Annotated in this window: 21 protein-coding genes; 1 reads left to right on the top strand and 20 read right to left on the bottom strand. The window is 43.7% G+C overall.

Annotated features, from left to right (window positions below):
• The 19 genes from PQR79_RS10900 to yceD form a co-directional block, all read right to left on the bottom strand.
• Positions 1-806, bottom strand: an 806-nt coding sequence (locus PQR79_RS10900; RefSeq protein WP_274408490.1) for a PP2C family protein-serine/threonine phosphatase, incomplete at its 3' end; no start/stop codon positions are given.
• 25 nt (positions 807-831) lie between these two features.
• Positions 832-2298, bottom strand: coding sequence for a NarK family nitrate/nitrite MFS transporter (locus PQR79_RS10905; RefSeq protein ID WP_238104265.1), 1467 nt, complete (start codon positions 2296-2298; stop codon positions 832-834).
• Between the two features lie 11 nt (positions 2299-2309).
• The gene (gene nirD, locus PQR79_RS10910; RefSeq protein WP_238104263.1) at positions 2310-2636 is read right to left on the bottom strand and encodes a nitrite reductase small subunit NirD; all 327 of its coding nucleotides are present in this window, start codon (positions 2634-2636) and stop codon (positions 2310-2312) included.
• Entirely contained in the window at positions 2633-5233 is a 2601-nt protein-coding gene (gene nirB, locus PQR79_RS10915) for a nitrite reductase large subunit NirB (RefSeq protein ID WP_238104433.1), read from the bottom strand. Before nirB ends, nirD begins: the two co-directional genes overlap by 4 nt.
• A 219-nt stretch (positions 5234-5452) precedes the next feature.
• On the bottom strand, positions 5453-6154 hold the full coding sequence (locus PQR79_RS10920) for an ANTAR domain-containing response regulator (protein ID WP_238104261.1): 702 nt from the start codon (positions 6152-6154) through the stop codon (positions 5453-5455).
• Positions 6142-7305, bottom strand: coding sequence for a glycosyl transferase (locus PQR79_RS10925; RefSeq protein WP_238104259.1), 1164 nt, complete (start codon positions 7303-7305; stop codon positions 6142-6144). The genes PQR79_RS10920 and PQR79_RS10925 overlap by 13 nt, the downstream gene beginning before the upstream one ends.
• Complete coding sequence (gene cobA, locus PQR79_RS10930) at positions 7298-8155, bottom strand: uroporphyrinogen-III C-methyltransferase (protein ID WP_238104257.1); 858 nt, start codon at positions 8153-8155, stop codon at positions 7298-7300. The genes PQR79_RS10925 and cobA overlap by 8 nt, the downstream gene beginning before the upstream one ends.
• Positions 8155-10932, bottom strand: a complete 2778-nt coding sequence (locus PQR79_RS10935) for a nitrate reductase (protein WP_238104255.1) — start codon at positions 10930-10932, stop codon at positions 8155-8157. The genes cobA and PQR79_RS10935 overlap by 1 nt, the downstream gene beginning before the upstream one ends.
• Positions 10933-11220: 288 nt before the next feature.
• Complete coding sequence (gene cctA / locus PQR79_RS10940) at positions 11221-11553, bottom strand: tetraheme c-type cytochrome CctA (protein ID WP_238104253.1); 333 nt, start codon at positions 11551-11553, stop codon at positions 11221-11223.
• Positions 11554-11975: 422 nt separating this feature from the next.
• Entirely contained in the window at positions 11976-12851 is an 876-nt protein-coding gene (locus PQR79_RS10945) for an NAD(P)-dependent oxidoreductase (RefSeq protein ID WP_238104251.1), read from the bottom strand.
• A gap of 14 nt (positions 12852-12865) precedes the next feature.
• Complete coding sequence (locus PQR79_RS10950; protein ID WP_188920384.1) at positions 12866-13354, bottom strand: acyl-CoA thioesterase; 489 nt, start codon at positions 13352-13354, stop codon at positions 12866-12868.
• Positions 13355-13465: 111 nt separating this feature from the next.
• Positions 13466-14707, bottom strand: a complete 1242-nt coding sequence (gene fabF / locus PQR79_RS10955) for a beta-ketoacyl-ACP synthase II (protein WP_238104249.1) — start codon at positions 14705-14707, stop codon at positions 13466-13468.
• A gap of 162 nt (positions 14708-14869) precedes the next feature.
• A complete protein-coding gene (gene acpP / locus PQR79_RS10960; protein WP_011496723.1) occupies positions 14870-15103 on the bottom strand; it encodes an acyl carrier protein in 234 nt (77 codons plus the stop codon).
• 163 nt (positions 15104-15266) lie between these two features.
• A complete protein-coding gene (fabG, locus tag PQR79_RS10965) occupies positions 15267-16013 on the bottom strand; it encodes a 3-oxoacyl-ACP reductase FabG (RefSeq protein ID WP_238104247.1) in 747 nt (248 codons plus the stop codon).
• A 10-nt stretch (positions 16014-16023) separates the two neighbouring features.
• The gene (gene fabD, locus PQR79_RS10970; RefSeq protein WP_238104245.1) at positions 16024-16950 is read right to left on the bottom strand and encodes an ACP S-malonyltransferase; all 927 of its coding nucleotides are present in this window, start codon (positions 16948-16950) and stop codon (positions 16024-16026) included.
• Between the two features lie 30 nt (positions 16951-16980).
• Positions 16981-17940: a beta-ketoacyl-ACP synthase III gene (locus PQR79_RS10975; RefSeq protein WP_238104243.1), complete on the bottom strand. Its 960-nt coding sequence runs from the start codon at positions 17938-17940 to the stop codon at positions 16981-16983.
• Positions 17941-17948: 8 nt separating this feature from the next.
• Positions 17949-18977 carry a phosphate acyltransferase PlsX gene (gene plsX / locus PQR79_RS10980; protein WP_238104241.1) on the bottom strand — a complete coding sequence of 343 codons (1029 nt, stop codon included), beginning with the start codon at positions 18975-18977 and terminating at the stop codon, positions 17949-17951.
• Between the two features lie 15 nt (positions 18978-18992).
• Complete coding sequence (rpmF, locus tag PQR79_RS10985; RefSeq protein ID WP_011496728.1) at positions 18993-19163, bottom strand: 50S ribosomal protein L32; 171 nt, start codon at positions 19161-19163, stop codon at positions 18993-18995.
• Positions 19164-19181: 18 nt separating this feature from the next.
• Complete coding sequence (gene yceD / locus PQR79_RS10990; protein WP_238104239.1) at positions 19182-19706, bottom strand: 23S rRNA accumulation protein YceD; 525 nt, start codon at positions 19704-19706, stop codon at positions 19182-19184.
• A 249-nt stretch (positions 19707-19955) separates the two neighbouring features.
• Between yceD and PQR79_RS10995 the strand changes: the two genes are divergently transcribed.
• A complete protein-coding gene (locus tag PQR79_RS10995) occupies positions 19956-20570 on the top strand; it encodes a Maf family protein (protein WP_238104237.1) in 615 nt (204 codons plus the stop codon).
• Between the two features lie 40 nt (positions 20571-20610).
• Here the strand turns inward: PQR79_RS10995 and PQR79_RS11000 are convergent, their stop codons facing one another.
• Positions 20611-21264 carry an HAD-IA family hydrolase gene (locus PQR79_RS11000; RefSeq protein WP_238104235.1) on the bottom strand — a complete coding sequence of 218 codons (654 nt, stop codon included), beginning with the start codon at positions 21262-21264 and terminating at the stop codon, positions 20611-20613.

The following is a 21264-nucleotide window of genomic DNA, read 5'->3' on the forward strand; positions in this document are numbered from 1 at the left end:
GCCTGCATAGGTAATTGGCTGACACATAGGAGTTGCGCACTGAGGTTATCTTTACTGCCTAAGTCATAGGCTTTTTTTATCAATAACTGACAAAACTGCTCGCATAGATTGTCTGATAATTGAGGATGTTGTTGACAAAAAACGGCTAATTTTTGTTGTAATTCAAATTCGGTAAATTGATCGTGTATGCCATCTGTCGTTAATAAATACAGATCATCTTGCTCTACACCCAATGCTTTGTAATCAACATCAAGTTTAACGTCCATCCCTAATGCACGGGTGAGATATTGATGTGATGCGTTTACTTTGGTGCTATGGTCTTGGGTTAATTGGCTTATCTCTCCGCATCGAAAACGATAAATACGTGAGTCACCTACATGCAGCATATGCACAGTGCATGACTTAAAGACTAATGCACTAAAGGTACACACAAAGCCTCGCCGTGCATCTCGATAATCTTGCCCTAAGCCATAAAGCCAACGGTTTAATGCGGTTAATACTTTGGCGCTTGAGGTTTGTACGCTCCAGGTATCAGGGGTGGAGTAATAATCCGCTAAAAAATTACTCACGCTAATAGCTGAAGCTTGTGCGCCTCCCTCTGCGGTGCTCACACCGTCGCTGATAACACTCACAATCCCTTTGGTCATTAGAGACACGCCATTGGGTATACGGATCCCTATTGCATCTTCATTTTGCGATTTACGACCTTTTTCAGATGCTTGCCCCACCAACACATCTAATCGAGAGGCGAAGGGCAAGCTATCTTGTTCTACTAGGCTTGCTTGTGTATCTATTGGGGCAGGCATAAGGTTCCTACGGTTTTGTGAGTCACTAACTCACGCTGATTAAGGTAACTTCACCGTCTTCATTTACTTCAGCGATATGACCTTTAGGCTCATTCATAAAGAATAAGGTAATAAAACCAAATACGGCGCTCACGGCAATGACATAAAAGAACGTTTGCGTCGACACCATAGAATATACTGTTAAAAAGAAGACTGCACCGACATTACCGTAAGCACCTGTCATACCCGCTATTTGGCCCGTTAAACGTCGCTTAATCAAGGGGACTGCCGCAAATACCGCGCCCTCGCCACCTTGAACAAAGAAAGAACAGGCCATCACCACAATCACTGCAAGGGGGAGTGACCAACTTGAGTCTATTTGGGCTACCGATAAATACCCAATGGCTAAGCCAGCAGTTAAAATCAATAGTGTGGTTTTACGACCAAACTTATCACTTAACCAACCGCCGCCTGGGCGAGACATCAGGTTCATAAAGGCATAACTTGACGCCACCATACCTGCTTGCGCCATACCTAATGCAAAGGTTTCGGCGAAAAATAATGGCAACATAGACACTACCGCCAACTCTGAACCAAATGTGGTGAAATACAATACATTTAGTACCGCCACTTGTTTAAACTCGTAGCGCTCAAACGCTGGCACTTCGACAGAAAAGAGATGCTTATTAACTTGATATGTTTGATAAAAATCGATTAAAAACACAAAAACTAAACCCGCATAAATCAAGTTTGTGACATCTTGGGTAAACATGCTGACACCCGCTGGCGACAGCTTCCATCCCAGTAGCGCTAGGGTAGCGTACATGGGCACTTTCATCACAATCAATAACACTAAATCACTTTTGCTAGTCACCTCTAACCCGCCAGCTTTTTTAGGCTTAAAGTAGGTTGAACCTTTTGGTGTATCGGTAACATTAAAATAATACACAAACGCAAACAGTAAACTCATTAAACCAGTTAAACCAATGGCATAACGCCAACCATCAGCACCACCAAAAGCTAATGCGATTGCCGGTAACGAAAAAGCGGCAGCAGCTGAACCAAAGTTACCCCAACCACCATAAATGCCCTCTGCCGTGCCTAGTTCTTTGGCAGGAAACCATTCACTGACCATACGTATACCAATCACAAAACCAGCACCAATAAAGCCAATCAAAAAACGCGCGAATGCGAGCTGTTCAAAGCTGTCAGCAACCGCAAACATAAAGCACGGTATTGAACAAATCGCCAGCAGCGCAGAATACGTAATACGTGGACCATATTTATCAGTCACCATGCCGATAATAATCCGAGCAGGAATGGTTAGCGCCACGTTGAGAATCAATAAGGTTTTAATTTGTGCTGTGGTCAGGCCTAAACTGTCGGCAATCACACTCACTAACGGGGCGGCGTTAAACCACACAACGAAGGTGATAAAAAAAGCCATCCAGCTTAAATGCATAACTTTCATTTTGCCGCTAAAAGAAAACAGCTTAAATTTTTCAGCACTCATAGTGATATTCCTTATACCTTAGCTAATACAAGGACTTGGCCTTGTTCAGTTTTAATATCAAATGGACTGGCTATTAATGATGAATCTTCAATACACACGCCCGTTGTTAATCGATAATGTTGTTTATACAAAGGCGAAGCGACACAGAGATCACCGTCCATTTCACAAATTAATCCGCGAGCCAATAAGCTCACACCTGTCGCGGGGTCGACATTATCGATAGCATACAAACCATCTTTACCTAAGTTAAAAATAGCGACGGCCTTTCCGGCAACCCAGGCTGCAACACCAGTGCCTATCGGTAAGTTTGTTTCTTCACATACATTTATCCAACTCATGCTACTACCTCATCTGCAGTTGTTTGTTGCTCAGTGATATCTTTAATCGCAATCGTTCCCGCCCCTGCATCTTTAATGTTCGGGAAGCGTTGTTCACGCACACGCTGATATACGCTGGCATCAGACATTGGTGCCTCATTTGGATTCACAAATTCATTAAACCTTGCTAGAAATGCGGGTTGTTCAAGGCTGGTTTTCCACTCACATTGATAGGTGGCCACAATGTGGTTCATTTGCTGCTCTAGAGCAGCATTAATGCCAAGTGCATCATCAATTACGACAGATTTTAAGTATGCTAAACCACCGTCTAACGACTCCATCCAGGTTGAAGTCCGCTGTAGCTTATCTGCCGTTTTAACGTAAAACATTAAAATGCGATCGATGTATTGATATAACTCTTCTGTCGATAGGTCGGTGGCAAATAAGTCGCCATGACGAGGTCGCATGCCGCCATTACCGGCAACATATAAGTTCCAGCCTTTATCCGTTGCGATGATGCCGATGTCTTTACTTTGCGCTTCGGCACACTCACGGGTACAGCCAGAAACAGCAAATTTTAATTTATGCGGACTGCGTAACCCTTTGTAGCGGTTTTCTAAATCGATGGCAAAACCCACAGAGTCTTGTACCCCATATCGGCACCAGGTACTGCCCACACAAGACTTAACCGTGCGTAAAGATTTGCCATAAGCATGACCTGTCTCAAAACCAGCATCGATGAGTTTTTGCCAAATCTCAGGTAGCTGCGACAACGTAGCGCCAAACATATCAATACGTTGCCCACCAGTAATCTTGGTATAAAGGTCATATTCTTGGGCGATTTGGCCCATAGCAATCAATTTAGCAGGCGTAATTTCGCCGCCTGCGACACGAGGCACAATCGAGTAAGTACCGTCTTTTTGAATATTGCCTAAGTACGCGTCATTGGTGTCTTGCAATTGCACATGACCACTGTCTTGATTAAGTACATATTGGTTTTTTAAGCTAGCAAAAATGGAGGCCGCTGCTGGTTTGCAGATATCACAACCATAATGAAGACCATTTGCAGACGGTTTACCATGCTGAGTAATTAAGGTTGTAAAGTCACTAATGCCTTCCACTTGGCATAGGTGGTACAAAGCTTGTCTGTCATGGTCAAAATGCGCACAAATACCTGCATTAAAATCGACGCCTTCTGCTTGCAAAGTCTGATCAATAATTTTTTGCACTACAGGGGCACAACCACCACAACCTGAAGCCGCACGAGTACAGGACTTAATCTCAGCCATTTTATGGCTACCCGCTTTAACCGCATCAACAATGTCGCCTTTAGTCACTTGGTGACAAGAACACACAATAGAAGTGTCTTTTAAATCGGCTTCGTTTTCAGCACCGGCAAGCAATAATTCAACTGCCGAGCCTGTAATTTCATCCTGAGATAAATACAAATCAAGTAGGCGACTGTAATCGCTGTTGTCGCCAATCAACACAGCCCCTTTTAGTAACGTGCCACTTTCATCTAGCCAAAGTTTTTTGTAAATGCCAGTCTGATTATCTGACAATTCAACAAATTGGGCGTTATCAAAACCCCGACTTGCGCCAATTGCGGCCACATCAACACCCAGTAGCTTTAATTTGGTGCTCATATCTGCACCAGTAAATGTTTGGGCTTTGGTATCAGTCACGCTTGATGCAATGTGAGACGCCGCAACTCGAGCCATTTGATAACCCGGCGCCACTAAACCAAAGATTTTTTGTTGCCATAACGCACATTCACCAATGGCATACACATCGGGTGCAGAGGTTAAACACCAATTATCAATTTCAATCCCTCCCCGTTCTCCAATGTTGATATTTGAGACTCTTGCAAGCTGATCTTGTGGGCGAATACCAGCAGAAAAAACAATCATGTCAGTTTCAAGAAAAGACTCATCATTAAAGGTCATGCGGTGCAGTGCGGATTCGCCATCAATAATGGCGGTCGTCGCTTTAGAAGTATGAACACTCACCCCCAGCTGTTCGATTTTACTGCACAATAATTCACCCGCTTTATCATTTAGCTGAACGGGCATCAATTGTGGAGCAAACTCAACAACGTGCGTTTTAACACCCAGTTGTTTCATCGCATTGGCGGCCTCAAGCCCCAACAAACCACCGCCCACAACGACACCAACCTTACTGTTTGCTGCTGCGGCTTGAATGGCTTGTAAATCTTCAATAGTACGATAAACTAAACATTGGTCACGATCGTTGCCGTTAATCGGTGGTACAAAAGGAAATGACCCCGTTGCCAACACTAATTGCTCGTATACGTAGTGTTGCCCTTCTGCATTCGTGATAGTTTTAGTTGCCGTATCAATCGCGGTGATCATCGTATTTAAATGCAGAGTAATCCCCCAATCTTGATAATCTTTCGCGCTGGTTAGCATTAACGGATCGGCACTGCCAGTCTCAAAATATTTAGATAACTGCACCCGGTCATATGCAGGACGAGGCTCTTCACCAAACACATGTACATCAAATATTTTATTAAGCCCTAAACTGCACACCTGCTCAATAAAGTGATGACCTACCATGCCATTACCAACAACCATTAACTTGGGTTTTGAGACTGCCATATCTAACTCCTTCACGCCTTATCCTGTAAAAAAACAAAAGGCGCCAACTCTACTTAAAGAGTTGGCGCCTTTGCCAGTTACAATCCGAATGTAAAATTACACTGCTTAAGAATATGAGGTTGTTAACCTTCATCCTTAATCAATATCTTAATAAGCTGCTGCAGGCTCCATGCCAACAACAGACAAAACATAACAACCTGATTTATATGCAAAAATAACTCAACAACCTTTACGTTGTATGTCCGACATGTCCGCATTAGTTGCGGCCGCACTATAATGAGGCGCACCACTTTTACTCACTGCTGGATTATCTTGTTTTGCTTGGGTTGTTGATGCTGTACTACGACTCACAACAGCAATAATTTGCGCAGACATTTGTGCCAATGTGACACCTTTTTGCATTGCTTGTTGTTGAATAATTTGATGTGCTTTTGTTTCATCAAAACCTTGTTGCATTACAATTAACTTTGCTTGGCTGAGTAATTTTATACCACGAATTTCTTCATCTAACTTTTTGAACTCAGCTATCGTTTTGTTTGCCGCACTGAAACGGGCTTGCGCTAAACTCACCACACTGGTTAACCGATTAACCGTTAACATTTCAGGTATAAATGTGATGCGGCCACAGTCCAGTAAATGAGTCAGTTCAGTTTGTTGCCATGTTTTAGCGTTAACAATAATCACTAAGGGCTTGTTGGCCAAAATACGTTGGATCAGTCCCAGAATATGATTTTGTAAAGAATCAGTTAGCACCAATAAAGTATCAAAATCTTGTTGTTGCAAGCGCTGCTCTATTTTGGTTGCTGAAGTTAATACTGTGACAGGGCCAAATGCACTTAAACAAGCTTGATATTGCGCTATGTCGCAATCAACAACCGGCACTGCCGAAAAGCCAGTATCGCAAAAAATTAAACTGCGCATAACCACTCCTTATTAACCATTAAATCAGCCTTGTCCGTGACGAGCAATCGCGCAGACCAATGTTGTAAGCTCAATTTTTCTAATTGTTCCACAGTCAAATTAGATCCGTAATCTTCTGATTTGTAATGTAATAAAAACAAAATAGCCATCAAAGTCGCCTGTACGCTGCTTAGCGCTTGTTCAATCATCGAACATGACATCAATGCCTTTATCGCGTTACTGTCAAAAGGCGTCACTTCGCGCCACAGCAGTGCAAGAGCTTGCTCCGATAACTCTGCTTGCCCGACCTTTGCACCAGAAAAAGCCGTTAATAATGTGGGGATATCGACTGTTGTCATCGCGATATGACTCTGCAGCCCATTAACGATACTGATTGAGGTTTCTACGCGTGGATTCAGCTCTGTTTCGCCTTGCAAGCCTTTAAAAACGGCCACAACACCTGGTTGATAACTGTGTTGCTCAAATAGTATTTGGCTCACACCTTGATGAATTTTATCGATGCCTGGGTGAAAGTAACTGCGTAAACTCAGTGGCGCATTGGCAGGGTTAATACAACGCATAGCGGTTTGAATTAAACTGCGTAATCCAAGCTCTTGATGTAATTGACGACAGGCATCGAGCACTGGCGTTAAATCACCCGCTCTGACATACACTATGCCTGAACGGTCTAACTCAGATTTAGCGGTTAATGGATCTTTACAACGAACAATATCAAGTGAATCAATGCATGACTCAACATGACGGCGATGCGGTAACGCTTGGCTATCTCCGTGCAGTAATACTCGCACACCATTATTAGCCAGTAATTTTGCCACCAGTAATAACCAAGGTAACTGCTCACGTTTACCGGCATAGACTGGCCAGTCTATTTCAACGCTTAATTGGCTCCAACCTGTGTCTATGCAGTGACGTAACCCAGCGACCACGCCTGCAACTTCTGCTACGGTTTCGCCACGCACCCGCATTAACATCATCGCACTGGCCATTTGCACTGGTGTTACTTTTGCTTGCGCAAAGCCTTGTATCAGCAAGCTTGCTTCAGCAAAGCTTAAACTGCGCGAACCTTTTTCGCCTTTGCCTAAGGCTTTGATCAATAATCTAAAGTCAAATTCGGCAACTGAGGTTAACGATAACTCACCAATGTTAGGCATATATGGCCTCATACTGAGTTGAGTCATCAATATTAGCCAATAATGTGGCTAATTGTTGTCCGACGCTGACAACCTCACCAATAATAATCAATGTTGGCCCCGCATCGTATATCGACATCGCAGCTTGAGCCATTGTCGATACCGTTGCATACGTGACGATTTGATTCGTGCGGCCGCCATTAGTCACGAATGCCACCGGCAGCAAGCCCTGACAATTTGCTTCGAGCAATCCCGTTGCGATGCGATTAGCCTGTTCTTTACCCATATAAAACACTAACGTCGATTGCGCGGCTAACAATGCATGCCATTGAGTCGCAATAGCTGCGTTGTTGTCATCCCTCATTTTTGTGCCAGTAATTAAAGTGACGCTGCGTGCCATGCCACGAAATGTCAGCGGGATCCCAGTGCTCGATGCGCTCCCAAGTGCCGCTGTTACACCAGCAATAAATTGCGATCGTACATTGTGCTCGGCTAAATACAGCGCCTCTTCAGAACCACGGCCAAAAATATGTGGGTCACCACCTTTTAAACGCACCACTTTACGGCCTTGTTTAGCAAGCTTAAGTAATAACGCATTAATGTCTTCTTGTTTAATGCTCGGTTGGCCGCAACGTTTACCAACAAAATGGCGCTGACAGTGGGTACTGACTAAGGTCAAAATGTCACTACTGACAAGACTGTCAAACACAAGAGCGTCAGCCTGAGCCACAATACGAGCAGCTTTAATGGTCATTAAATCGAGCTGACCACACCCTGCGCCAACAATGGCAACTTCCCCAGCCTCTAACGCAGTAACAGAATCGCCGCCAATAGGCTCAACACTTTGGATTAATCTATCAACAGTATTCATTAGGCGACATCCTCTTCTGTTACATTAGGGTATTGATGCTCGGTATACGATAAAGCTTGTTGCCAGTGCAATTGTGCACATTGCTTTACTTCACTATTGCAACTGCCACATTGACGACCACAGCCAAGTGTGGACTGCGTAATGTCTAAAGCGTTAGCAAAGCTCAATTGTTGCAAACCGTCATTAAACATTTGTTGATCAAATTGCGCGTTAATCTCATCTGCGATTTGTGCTTGAGTCACCCCAGTACAAGCACAGACCAATGGACTATTACCCGCTTGAATTTGTTGATGTAACTGCTTTATAAATGCAGGGTCTAGTTGTTTACCAATAAATGCATTTAGCGGCTCTAAAGCCAATGCGATTTGGCTTGAAGACAGAATTTTAAGCGCAGTAACACTGTTTTTAACCATGTTACATTGAACATAAAAACATTGATTATTGTAGGTAAATGACCATGACAATGAGTGGGGCGTTGCCTGATATGAAAAGCTATTTTCAGTGTCACTGAACCCTACATGATGACAAACACCACTCGATAAGGTTTGCGCAACTTGCCAGCATAGACCATCGGCGGTGGGATCATGCAAGCCAAATACCACGCCCTGCAATGCCGGTGCGACGCGCGTTAATATCACCGGTTGGCACTTAAAACCAGGTTGCTGTGATAAAAGGTCGACACGGTTGTCAATGGCTTGATTGACTCCTTTACCCAATGAAAACTGAGCTGACCAATGCATTGACATAAAAGCGATATTCGCAGGCATATCTTCATCGGCTACCACTCTAGCCGTTGCCTTATTCTGCGCTTTGCTATCGACCTGCATATCATCAAGAGCATCAATACGGACCAAATCACCGTCAGTTAGTGACAACGAGGCAAGTTTGTTTGGGTGTAGCTGGATTATCGGCTCAGGGATACTCGCGCGTAAGCTGGCAATATGACCTGTGCGCGTCATGGTATGCCATTGATCTCGACTGCGGCCGCTATTGAGTAATACGATAGTTTCTGCGGTGTCAGCTGTTGCTCCTGCATTAAGGCTCTTAGGTACAATAAATTGCGCTTTAGCGCTTGGCGTTGCAAATACACCTTGGCTAAATAAACGTAAACCGGTTTGTCCAATATGCTCAGCTGAAGCGATGGGCCATTGAGTCGGGGCTAGATTGTCATATTCTTGCTGAGTTATGTTCGCTAATCCACTGATGTCGAATACTTTACTGGCAAAAGTTTGCTTAACTTGAGCAGATAAACTGGCAAATTCTTTAAACACGCTAGCATTACTTTTATATTCAAACCCCTTAAAACCCATTTTTTGTGCAACCTGGCTTATGGCCCACCAATCAGGTTTACTTTGACCTTTGGGCATCATAAAACCACGTTGGCGGCTTATTGTTCGTTCACTATTGGTTACCGTGCCACACTTTTCCGACCAACCTTGTGCAGGCAATAATACATCAGCAAGTTTTGCGGTATCTGAATCTGGGGTGATTTCGGACACCACCACAAAGGGGCAATCAGCCAAAGCTTGGGCAACTTTTTTACTGTTTGGCAACGACACCACAGGATTAGTCCCCATGATCCAAATTGCTTTTATTTTACCTTCAGCAAGCGCATCAAACATATCAACAGCGGCTAACCCTTTTTTGTTTGCTACGCCATCAACATGCCAGAAGTTAGCTAACAATTGTTGTTCTGGCGCAGAAAATCCCATATGACATGCCAATTGCGTTGCTAAGCCGCCGACCTCACGACCGCCCATAGCATTGGGCTGCCCTGTTAATGAGAAAAAACCGCTCCCCACTTGGCCAATATGGCCAAGAGCAAGATGACAATGAATAATCGCCTGGGTAGTCTCAGTCCCAATAACCGACTGATTCACTCCCTGACATGAGGCGCTAAGCACTTTATTGTCATGAATAAACAGTTGGTAAAATTGGGTTAATGCGGCTAAAGACACACCCAGTTGTTTAGCAAGGCTCGCAAGATTGCAACTTAATTGCTGAGCGCTTTCAATAATGTCGTCATAGCCCTGAGTGTGAGCCGTTATATAATCATGATTAACACTGTTACTGTCGGCTAAAAAGCCGAGCAAACCATGAAACAAGGCTAAATCAGCCCCCGGTTTAATGGCTAAATGTAAATCAGCTTGTTTTGCTGTGGCTGTTGCAATAGGGTCGATGACCACTAACTGGCTATGATTAGCCTTTTTAGCCGCTAAAATGCGTTGAAACAATACTGGGTGGGTCCAGGCTGTATTTGCACCAATCAGTACAATAACGTCAGCGTGATCAATATCCTCATAACACCCTGGCACGACATCTTCACCAAAACAGGCTTGCATAGCGCTTACCGCAGATGACATACAAAGGCGTGAATTAGTGTCAACATTAGCGGTCTTTAAATAGCCTTTAGCAAATTTGTTGGCGACATAATAATCTTCGGTAAGTAACTGACCAGAGAGATACAGCGCGACTGAATCTGGGCCAAATTCTGCAATGGTTTTGGCAAACTTATCGGCAATTAAACTGCTAGCGTCATCCCAATTTATCGGCTTTGCGGAGCGCAGCATTGGATACCTAAGCACATTCGGTTGAGCTAAGCTATCAAGCAGTCGCTCACCTTTGGCACATAAATGCCCATGGTTGGCTGGGTGCTTCATGTCACCGGTAAGCATTAAATTTGTGCGTTCAACATTTTCCCAATCAGCTTGAGTAGAGGACACACTAACCCCGCATCCGACACCACAATAAGCACAACTTGATTGGATAGTTGACATCTTTTGACCCTTTCACATTTAGCCTTTAATGATGTTAGTACTGCGAAAGTTGTGCCAAAAAATTAACTTACTGATTTAACGTGAAAATAGAAAATAGAAAACTCAGGTTACCTCTGCTTTTGCGCAACAAAAGTGCAACGCAGCACAGTTAGAGTGCGTATCTTCTTGAAAACAATAGACTTTATATACCTAAAAAGAGGTATACCAGTATTGTAAAGAGGGATGTAAAGGGGAGCTAAAAACAAAAATACCGACACGAATGTCGGTATTTTTATTTATTCTAACGGCTTATTCTGCTGTACGACCATCATCGTGACATGTATCACAAGTTGGTTTTTCACCTACTTTAGCTTCGTGAGGTGCGTGACAATCAGCACACATTAACATGCCATCATGCGCTTGGTGAGTACCATCCATTTCGGCAAGAGAACCATGACAACTCTGGCATTGTTCAAATTCATATGCACCATCAGCTGATGGCTCTTCATTCGCGTGACAGTTTTCGCAACCGCCCATTTCAACATGAAACTCTGCAAGAGTTTCATCAGCAGCGAATGACGCTGAAGACATCATCACAGCAAAACCTGCGGCAAACAACGCACTTAGTAGCTTATTGCTCATCTTATATTCCTCCATTATGTGTGTATATTCGCATTCTTTTTAACCGATGCGGAACAAACACAGCAGCACGATACTTTACTTAAAAAAACAGCCCAACTCTTTCAGGTAAAAACAATCCAATCAATAGACCATATAAAAGTAGTTAACCAATTAACTTTAAGCAAAATTAATTTAGATTAAGTAATAATAGCAGTGTTATCCATTAGAATATGTGCGCTACATCATGTAACTCGATGGTTTTTATTCAATAAATTCAAGTTAGCCACAATCCAATTAGATGTGTTGTGTCGTTAACACTCGATCAAACACCACTGCGATGCGTCAAACATATCGATTTAATACATTTGTCCCGCAGCAAAATTTGAACAATAAAAAGCCCCAATATACTGGGGCTAAAGCAATAGCTGTAATTAAAGTTGATATTAAGCGCGTGTCTTTTCAAGGCGTGCGAGTAGGCTCGATGTGTCCCAGCGGTTACCTTTCATCGCTTGCACTTCCGAGTAAAACTGATCAACTAGAGCTGCAACGGGCAAATGACTACCATTTCGGCGAGCCTCATCTAATGCAATGCCTAAATCTTTACGCATCCAATCAATCGCAAAACCAAAATCATATTGACCTTGCCACATGGTTTGATAACGATTTTCCATCTGCCAGCTTTGCGCAGCACCTTTACTGATAACCTCAATCACTTTAAGACCATCTAAACCAGCACTTTTAGCAAAATGAAGCCCTTCAGCTAAACCTTGAACGACACCAGCAATACAAATTTGATTAACCATTTTAGTCAATTGCCCTGAACCCACAGGCCCTAAGAGCTCAGCACAGCGACTATATGCTGTAATGACAGGTTTAACGGCATCAAAGTCGGCAGGCTCCCCACCCATCATCACCGTTAACACACCATTTTCAGCCCCAGCTTGACCACCAGACACCGGCGCGTCTAAAAAAGCAATATTAAGCGGCTTAATTTGCGCGGCAATCTCACGAGCTACATCAGCTGAAGCCGTGGTATGGTCAACTAAAATAGCACCAGCATGCATACCATGCACTACACCTTGCTCACCCAACACCACCTGACGAAGATCATCATCATTACCAACACAGGTAAACACAATATCTTGGCCTTTCGCGGCATCTTTGGGTGTTGAAGCTGATTGACCACCGTATTGCTCAACCCACTTGGCGGCTTTTGCAGCTGTACGGTTGTAAACGGTGACCTCATGACCACTGTTAACTAAATGCCCCGCCATCGGGTATCCCATAACGCCTAAACCAATAAATGCAACCTTGGCCATGATGTTTTCCTTATTTATTCAACTGAAGGTTTAACGTGAGCTTCCATTTCTGCACCAATACGCTTGCGCATATCCATCAAGCGTAATGCACTATCGCGTAAACGAATATCATCGGCATTAGCCGGGATCCATTCTGGCACTGACGTAGGTTTACCATCATCATCGACAGCAACCATGATCACAATACAATGAGTGGTTAAATGACGTTCTGAGTCTTTAGGGTCGCCCGCTTTTACATCAATGCCGATATGCATGGATGTTGTGCCGGTATAAATCACTTTACCCGTTACTTCAACAATATTACCGACATGAATGGGTTTAACAAAACGAATACCGCCAGCATAAACAGTAATACAATACTTACCACTCCAACCAGCTGCTGCGGCATAGGCTGCTAAATCGATCCATTTCATTACTGCACCACCGTGCACCTTACCGCCAAAATTAACATCTGCAGGTTCGGCCAAAAAACGCAATGTAAGCTGTCTATCTTTACCGGCCATAAAGCCTCCAATTCATTCGATGGTGTATCGGAAGTCATCTAAATCGTATCAACGATACACTGAGTACTGTTACAAAAAAAGCGCACTAGGCGCTTTTTTAATTGACGTCAATTAATCCACTTTCTTAAACAATAACGAACCGTTTGTACCACCAAAACCAAATGAATTACATAAGGCATAATCAAACTGATGACGACGTGAAGTGTGGGCAACAAAATCTAAGTCGCAACCTTCATCTGGGTTATCTAAGTTGATGGTTGGCGGTACATGTTGGTCGCGCAGTGCAAGTAAAGTAATAATGGCTTCAATTGCACCAGCTGCACCCAACAAGTGTCCGGTCATTGACTTAGTTGAACTGACTAACAAATCATACGCGTGCGGACCAAATACGGCTTTAACCGCAGCAGCTTCTGCTTTGTCGCCTGCATTAGTTGAAGTGCCATGGGCATTGATATAACCCACTTGCTCTTTTTGAATTTGTGCGTCGTTAATCGCGTTAACCATTGCAGCGGCAGCACCTGCACCATCACTTGGAGGTGATGTCATGTGAAATGCATCGCCACTCATGCCAAAGCCAACTAATTCACCGTAGATTTTAGCACCACGGGCTTTAGCATGTTCGTACTCTTCCATCACAATCACGCCTGCGCCATCACCAATCACAAAGCCATCACGGTCTTTGTCCCAAGGGCGACTTGCAGCAGTTGGGTCATCGTTACGTGTCGACAATGCTTTCGCGGCGCTAAAACCTGCTACGCCTAATGGGCTAGTCACATCTTCTGCACCGCCAGCAACCATCACATCTGCATCACCGTAAGCAATGGTGCGGGCAGCAAAACCGATATTATGCACACCAGTAGTACAAGCGGTTGTCACAGCAAAGTTAGGGCCAGTCATGCCATACATAATCGATAAATGTCCGGCAATCATGTTAATAATGGTGCTTGGTACAAAAAATGGCGACACCTTACGTGGCCCACCATTAAGTAACGCTGAATGGCCTTGCTCAATTAACCACATGCCGCCCATGCCTGCACCAATTGCAGTACCTACACGCGATGGGGTTTCTTGGCTCATATCAAGACCTGAGTCTTTAACGGCTTGAATGCCAGCAGCCATACCGTATTGGATAAACAAATCCATTTTACGGGCATCTTTTTTTGATAAATATTGTTCGACGTCAAAGTCTTTCACCGAACCACTAAAACGAGTGCCAAATTCACTTGCATCAAACTTAGTGATTGGCGCAATACCACTCTGACCGGCCAATAAGGCATTCCAAGAAGACTCGACATCATTCCCTACTGGAGTCACAAGCCCTAGACCTGTGATGACGACACGACGTTTAGACATGATATTCACCTTTAAATAAAATCTGCCACGATGCCATTATTGCGATAACGCTAAAGAAATATAAGGGGGGATGTTCTAGTGCAATTAAATGGAACGAGCGTTTACAAATGCTTTAAACAAAAACAGGCGGCATAAATGCCGCCTGTTAATGTGAATTCTTGATTACTGATTCTTAGAAACGTAATCGATCGCTGCTTGAACAGTAGTGATCTTTTCAGCTTCTTCGTCAGGGATCTCGGTATCAAACTCTTCTTCTAGAGCCATGACCAATTCAACCGTGTCTAGAGAATCAGCGCCTAAATCGTCTACAAAAGAAGCAGCTGATTTAACGTCTTCTTCTTTAACGCCAAGTTGTTCGATGATGATTTTCTTTACACGTTCTTCGATGTTGCTCATTAGTTTTCTTTCCTATTCAAATTACGCACTTGCGTAAGATTGCGAGTAGTTTATTCGAATTAGATAACAATGCAAGCATAGATTTTGTGGTCTAACCACAAAAATTAACATTGAATTATCACTAACCCTGACTCAAATGAAGGTAGTTTCCTACCTATCGCCCTTAAACCATGTACATACCACCATTCACATGCAATGTCTCGCCTGTGATGTAAGCGGCTGAATCTGAGGCCAAAAACAATACTGCATTGGCAATTTCTTGTGCTTGCCCTAAACGTTCCATCGGAACTTGCGACATAATAGCTTGTTGCTGCTCCGGTGTCAGCTCATCTGTCATATCTGTCTGAATAAATCCAGGCGCAATAGCATTCACTGTTATTTGACGAGATGCAACCTCTCTTGCAAGAGATTTTGTAAATCCTATCAATCCAGCTTTTGCTGCCGAGTAATTTACTTGGCCAGCGTTACCCATTGTACCCACTACTGAACCGATGCTGATAATACGTCCGAAACGTTTTTTCATCATAGATCGCATTACTGGTTTAGACAATTTAAATAACGACGTCAAGTTTGTGTCGATAATGTCTTGCCATTCATCGTCTTTCATTCGCATCAATAAATTGTCGCGGGTAATACCTGCGTTGTTGACGAGAATATCAACATCACCAGCTTTTTCTTTGATCTGGCTATATAAATCGGCAACCGATTGAGTATCAGTGACATTTAACACCATCCCAAAGCCTTTGTCACCTAGGTATTGCTGAATTGCTGCTGCGCCTTTTTCACTGGTAGCGGTACCAATGACAACTGCGCCAGCTTGTTGCAGCGATTCAGCAATTGCACGACCAATGCCACGACTGGCACCGGTAACAAGCGCTACCTTGCCGTCTAAACTGATGCTAAAGCTCATAAAAACTCCTTTATTCGGTTAATGCTGCAAATGAAGCAACATCATTGACTGCTTGAGCGGATATTGATTTATTAATTCTTTTTGTTAAACCCGTTAACACTTTACCTGGGCCACACTCAACTAAATTTGTAACACCTTGTGTCGCCATAAACTCAACCGTTTCACTCCAGCGTACAGGACAATATAATTGACGCACTAATGCGTCTTTAATTGCCTCACCCTCTGTCTGCATTGCCACATCTACATTATTGATCACGTTAATTGTAGGCGGAGAAAATGTCACTTCAGTTAGCGCTTTCGCTAATTCATCGGCTGCAGGCTTCATTAAGGCACAATGAGACGGCACGCTCACAGGCAATGCGACAGCCATTTTGGCGCCAGCCGCTTTACATGCCGCGGCGGCACGTTCAACAGCCGCTTTCTCGCCTGCAATCACAACCTGCCCAGGACTGTTGTAATTAACAGGGCTCACAACAGCACCTTCAGCGGCTTCTTCACATGCAACAGCAATGGCATCATCAGCAAGACCAATAATAGCAAACATCGCGCCTGAGCCAGCAGGCACAGCTTGTTGCATTAATTTACCGCGTAGTTCGACTAGTTTTACCGCATCAGCAAACTCAATCACACCAGCACACACTAATGCTGAGTATTCACCGAGGCTGTGACCCGCAAGTAATGAAGGCATCGGCTTGTTGGATGCTTGATAAGCACGCCAAATAGCCACACTTGCCGTTAATAACGCAGGTTGAGTTTTATCTGTTTCGTTTAAGGTTTCGGCAGGCCCATTTGCCACCAGATCCCATAAATCGTAGCCTAAAGCCTCACTCGCCTCGGCAAAAGTTTGCCCAATAATCTCATGAGATTGTGCCAGTTCAGCTAACATTCCTACGGCCTGAGAACCTTGACCTGGAAATACAAAAGCAACATTTTCCATAAACGCTTACCTGTTTAAATAAATGAATAATTAAAAACGAATTAACGCACTGCCCCAAGCAAAACCGCCACCAAAGGCTTCGAGTAATAATAGGTGTCCGCGTTGAATACGACCATCCCGCACGGCTTCATCAAGCGCAATAGGCACAGAAGCAGCTGAAGTATTACCGTGTTTAGCAAGGGTAAGCACCACTTTATCTAAACTCATACTGAGTTTTTTAGCGGTAGCATTAATAATGCGGAAGTTGGCTTGATGCGGCACTAACCAATCAATTTCAGATTTATCGACATTATTAAGGCGTAAGGTTTCAGTGACCACATTCGATAATTGTGTCACCGCGACTTTGAATACGTCATTGCCTTTCATGGTCATAAAACTGACCGCTTCAGAACTTTCACCTGAGCGAGGAGGAAAAGCGCACTTTAATAAGTCGCCTTGGCTGCCGTCGGCATAAATATGGGTTGCAATAATACCAGGGCTATCACTTGCACCAATCACGGCTGCGCCTGCACCATCACCAAATAAAATAACGGTTGTTCGATCGGCAGGGTCGCACATGCGAGACAGCACATCTGCACCGATGACCAATACTTTTTTTGCTGCACCGGTTTTAACAAACTGATCAGCAATTGACAACGCATATACAAAGCCTGAACAAGCAGCTGCAATATCAAAAGCAGGAATATTCTTAACGCCGAGTAAAGCTTGAATTTCGCAGGCAGCTGCAGGGAATGCATTAGTTGCACTGGTTGTGCCGCAAACAATCATATCGAGCTCGCTGGCATCAATGCCGGCCATTTCAAGCGCTTTTAATGCAGCCTGATAGCCCATTGTTGACACCGACTCATCTGTTGCAGCAATGCGCCGCTCAGAAATACCGGTTCTATCAACAATCCATTGGTCACTGGTTTCAACCATTTTTTCGAGATCTTGATTGCTACGTACTTGCACAGGCAGATAGCTGCCTGTTCCGAGAATTTTTGTGTGCATATTTGAGATCAGCTATTGATGTCTAAAAGAATCGACTCCAAACGATCTTTAATCATTTCAGGAAGACGACGTTTTGCTTCTGTTGCTGCTAAATTTAATGCTTGTAAAAATGCAGCTTCATCCGCGTTACCATGACTCTTTACTACTATTCCGCGCAATCCTATCAGACTTGCACCATTATAGTGGTCGGGGTTCATCTTACTGAGAACAGCTTGTATGTGTGGAGCGATGAGTTTGGAGAGTAAACGAACAAAAAAGCCGTCTTTTAAACCGCGCTTTAATTGATGCACTAATAACTTGGCAATGCCTTCGGAGGTTTTTAAGGTAATGTTGCCCACAAACCCATCACAGACAATCACATCCACGTTACCGGTATATATTTCATCGCCTTCAACAAAACCAATATAATTAATTTGATCAGTATGCTGTAGCAACTGGCCTGCTTGTTGAACTTGATCGTTACCTTTAACCTCTTCAATGCCCACATTTAATAATGCCACTTTAGGGCGGGATTTTTTATGGACAGCTTCACACAAAACTGAACCCATAATGGCAAATTGAAATAAGGCTTCTGAATCGCAAGACACATTGGCGCCTAAATCGAGTAAATAAACTGGTTTACCGGTCATTGCGGGTAAACAAGACACTAAAGCAGGTCTATCAATGCCAGGTAAGGTTTTTAATAACACCTTAGCCATTGCCATCAACGCTCCAGTGTTCCCTGCACTAACACAAGCGGCCGCTTTTCCGTCACGTACTAATTCAAGCGCAAGTCTCATTGAGCTATTTTTGCGCGAACGCAAAGCATGAACGGGCCTATCACACATGGTGACAACTTCGGTAGTGTGGATTATTTCAATGCGATCAAGATAGGTAGAGGGAGTTTGAGGTAAATATTTTTGTATTTCGGTTTCATTACCAACCAAAATAATTTTGAGCGTGCTATGAAATTTCAATGCCTGCATTGCTGCAGGCACTGTCACGTGAGGACCGTGATCGCCCCCCATCGCATCTAACGCAAGCGTCAGATTTATCATCAGATCAGCAACAAATTACTTGTTGATAACCTTTTTACCGCGGTAGAAACCATCAGCAGTCACGTTGTGACGTAGATGTAATTCACCGCTAGTCGCGTCAACTGATAATTGAGCAGTGCTCAATGCATCATGTGAACGACGCATGCCGCGCTTTGAACGTGATTTTTTATTCTGTTGTACAGCCATTTGACCTGTCTCCTACGATTACTTGCTCTTCAGTTTTTCTAACACTGCAAACGGATTTGGACGCTCCTCTTGAGCGGGTTCGATCTCGCCTACAACTACATCTTTCGATCCCTGGTTGCACTCAGTATCTTCATGCATAGGGATGATAGGCATAGCGACTATCAATTCATCTTCAATCAATTGATGCAGACGTACTTCGCCAATCTCATTACACTCAATTGGGTCATACGCATCCGGGAGCTCATCGATTTCTGCCTCAGTCCGACAAGGACTAAAACAAAAGTCGACCGTAACCTCAGTAGTAAATTGTGTCATGCAACGTTGACATAGCAGAGTGAGCTCCGTCACAGCCTTCCCGCGAAGGTAGACTATCCCCTGTAAATCGACGCCACATTCCAACGACACAACTACGTCGGAACAGTCGCCGGCACATAACTCGCTTAATCGCTTTAGTTGCTTACCTGGCACGATGCCTTCATATCGAAGGCCGCTTGAGGCAGCGCGTATAGGATCAATTGAAACCGGTATCTTTACTGTTTGCATAAGGCGCGCATATTATAGTTTGAAAACGCTGGAGTCAAAGAAAATTTCCGTAAAAATACGGCAACTTCACCTAACATTGAATAATTAGGTACTCTTTTATCCGGCATTGAATTTGAAAGTTGGCAAATTTTACCGAACCAAACCCCATCACACAAGCATTACTCGGTGAAAAATACTCCATTTGGGTCACTGATTACAGTAAACTGATGGATAATCGCTTATGACAAACAGTGAAAATAAATAAACTTGATGAAATACAATCTTATACTCGCTTCGACATCGCCTTTTCGACAGCAATTAATGCAAAAATTAATGTGCCCTTTTGACTGCGTCAATCCTGATATAGATGAATCGCCACTCAACAATGAAAGTGCTCAACAATTGGTAGTACGTTTAGCAGAGCAAAAAGCATTGGCTGGGGCTAAATTAACCGCTAACACTAAAACAAGCCGGCTGATTATCGGCTCAGATCAGGTGGCGATGATCAATGGAGCAATAGTAGGTAAACCTCACACCGTAGAGAATGCGATTGCACAGCTCAGTGCAGCATCAGGTCAAGCCATTACTTTTTATACTGGTCTTGCGGTATACAACAGCGAAAATCAACAAATGTTGTCGTGTATTGAACCCTTTACTGTTCATTTTAAAACGTTGTCGCAAGCGCAGATCCGCAGTTATATCGACAAAGAACAACCGCTATATTGCGCTGGCAGCTTTAAAAGCGAAGGATTAGGCATTGCCTTGTTTAGCCGTTTAGAAGGTGATGACCCCAATACATTGATTGGATTACCGCTAATTAAGCTGATTGATTTGCTGCAACAGCATGGAATGGATGTGTTAGAAATAACACAATTTCAAGGGTAAATAAGAGCCTTCAAGCTATATCACGAAGGCTCTAGACCTTTTACAAGTAATGACGAATTGCACCGGGTTGAGCGACAACAGCTAAAGGCTTTAAACCGAGTAAGCGCGATTCATCATGGGCGCCATAACTCACCCCAATACTGGCCATCTGAGCATTATTTGCCATGGTTATATCATGGATAGAATCACCGATCATTATTGCTTTATCTGCACTCACATCAAAATGGTTTAACAAAGCATGTAGCATTTCTGGATGCGGTTTACTTTGCGCATCACTGGCACAACGAGAAGCATGAAAATATTGACCGAGTCCGGTGAGCTCAAGTACTTTATCTAACCCTTCACGGGCCTTGCCTGTGGCGATAGCTAATAAATAACCAGCCTCATGAAGTTGTTTAATTAATAACTCCACGCCCTCAAATAACGGCGTTGGATAATCGCTCGCTAAATGATGACGGCGATAACAATCAATAATCTGTTGTGGGTTTTGATGCTCGCGAAACAAAATCGGCATGATATTGGGTAATGACAACCCGATGACATCGCGAACCTGATGTTCTGTCGGCACAGGCAAACAAAGTTCCTGTGCGACACTTTGCATACAAGAAACAATTTTGCCCACAGTGTCCATTAAGGTGCCATCCCAATCAAAAATGACTAGCTCAAATGCTTTATCGTTTGTGTTCACTCTCAT

The sequence above is a fragment of the Shewanella metallivivens genome (assembly GCF_028750675.1).
GTDB lineage: Bacteria > Pseudomonadota > Gammaproteobacteria > Enterobacterales > Shewanellaceae > Shewanella > Shewanella metallivivens.

Excerpts from the sequence above, each read along its gene's own strand:
- nirD (WP_238104263.1), bottom strand. The coding sequence starts at position 2,636 with ATGAGTTGGATAAATGTATGTGAAGAAACAAACTTACCGATAGGCACT.
- PQR79_RS10995 (WP_238104237.1), top strand. The coding sequence starts at position 19,956 with ATGAAATACAATCTTATACTCGCTTCGACATCGCCTTTTCGACAGCAA.
- yceD (WP_238104239.1), bottom strand. The coding sequence starts at position 19,706 with ATGCAAACAGTAAAGATACCGGTTTCAATTGATCCTATACGCGCTGCC.
- fabG (WP_238104247.1), bottom strand. The coding sequence starts at position 16,013 with ATGAGCTTTAGCATCAGTTTAGACGGCAAGGTAGCGCTTGTTACCGGT.
- PQR79_RS10905 (WP_238104265.1), bottom strand. The coding sequence starts at position 2,298 with ATGAGTGCTGAAAAATTTAAGCTGTTTTCTTTTAGCGGCAAAATGAAA.
- plsX (WP_238104241.1), bottom strand. The coding sequence starts at position 18,977 with ATGATAAATCTGACGCTTGCGTTAGATGCGATGGGGGGCGATCACGGT.
- fabD (WP_238104245.1), bottom strand. The coding sequence starts at position 16,950 with ATGGAAAATGTTGCTTTTGTATTTCCAGGTCAAGGTTCTCAGGCCGTA.
- rpmF (WP_011496728.1), bottom strand. The coding sequence starts at position 19,163 with ATGGCTGTACAACAGAATAAAAAATCACGTTCAAAGCGCGGCATGCGT.
- PQR79_RS11000 (WP_238104235.1), bottom strand. The coding sequence starts at position 21,264 with ATGAGAGTGAACACAAACGATAAAGCATTTGAGCTAGTCATTTTTGAT.
- PQR79_RS10950 (WP_188920384.1), bottom strand. The coding sequence starts at position 13,354 with ATGGCCGGTAAAGATAGACAGCTTACATTGCGTTTTTTGGCCGAACCT.
- PQR79_RS10920 (WP_238104261.1), bottom strand. The coding sequence starts at position 6,154 with ATGCGCAGTTTAATTTTTTGCGATACTGGCTTTTCGGCAGTGCCGGTT.
- PQR79_RS10975 (WP_238104243.1), bottom strand. The coding sequence starts at position 17,940 with ATGCACACAAAAATTCTCGGAACAGGCAGCTATCTGCCTGTGCAAGTA.
- cctA (WP_238104253.1), bottom strand. The coding sequence starts at position 11,553 with ATGAGCAATAAGCTACTAAGTGCGTTGTTTGCCGCAGGTTTTGCTGTG.
- PQR79_RS10945 (WP_238104251.1), bottom strand. The coding sequence starts at position 12,851 with ATGGCCAAGGTTGCATTTATTGGTTTAGGCGTTATGGGATACCCGATG.
- nirB (WP_238104433.1), bottom strand. The coding sequence starts at position 5,233 with ATGGCAGTCTCAAAACCCAAGTTAATGGTTGTTGGTAATGGCATGGTA.
- fabF (WP_238104249.1), bottom strand. The coding sequence starts at position 14,707 with ATGTCTAAACGTCGTGTCGTCATCACAGGTCTAGGGCTTGTGACTCCA.
- acpP (WP_011496723.1), bottom strand. The coding sequence starts at position 15,103 with ATGAGCAACATCGAAGAACGTGTAAAGAAAATCATCATCGAACAACTT.
- PQR79_RS10935 (WP_238104255.1), bottom strand. The coding sequence starts at position 10,932 with ATGTCAACTATCCAATCAAGTTGTGCTTATTGTGGTGTCGGATGCGGG.
- cobA (WP_238104257.1), bottom strand. The coding sequence starts at position 8,155 with ATGAATACTGTTGATAGATTAATCCAAAGTGTTGAGCCTATTGGCGGC.
- PQR79_RS10925 (WP_238104259.1), bottom strand. The coding sequence starts at position 7,305 with ATGCCTAACATTGGTGAGTTATCGTTAACCTCAGTTGCCGAATTTGAC.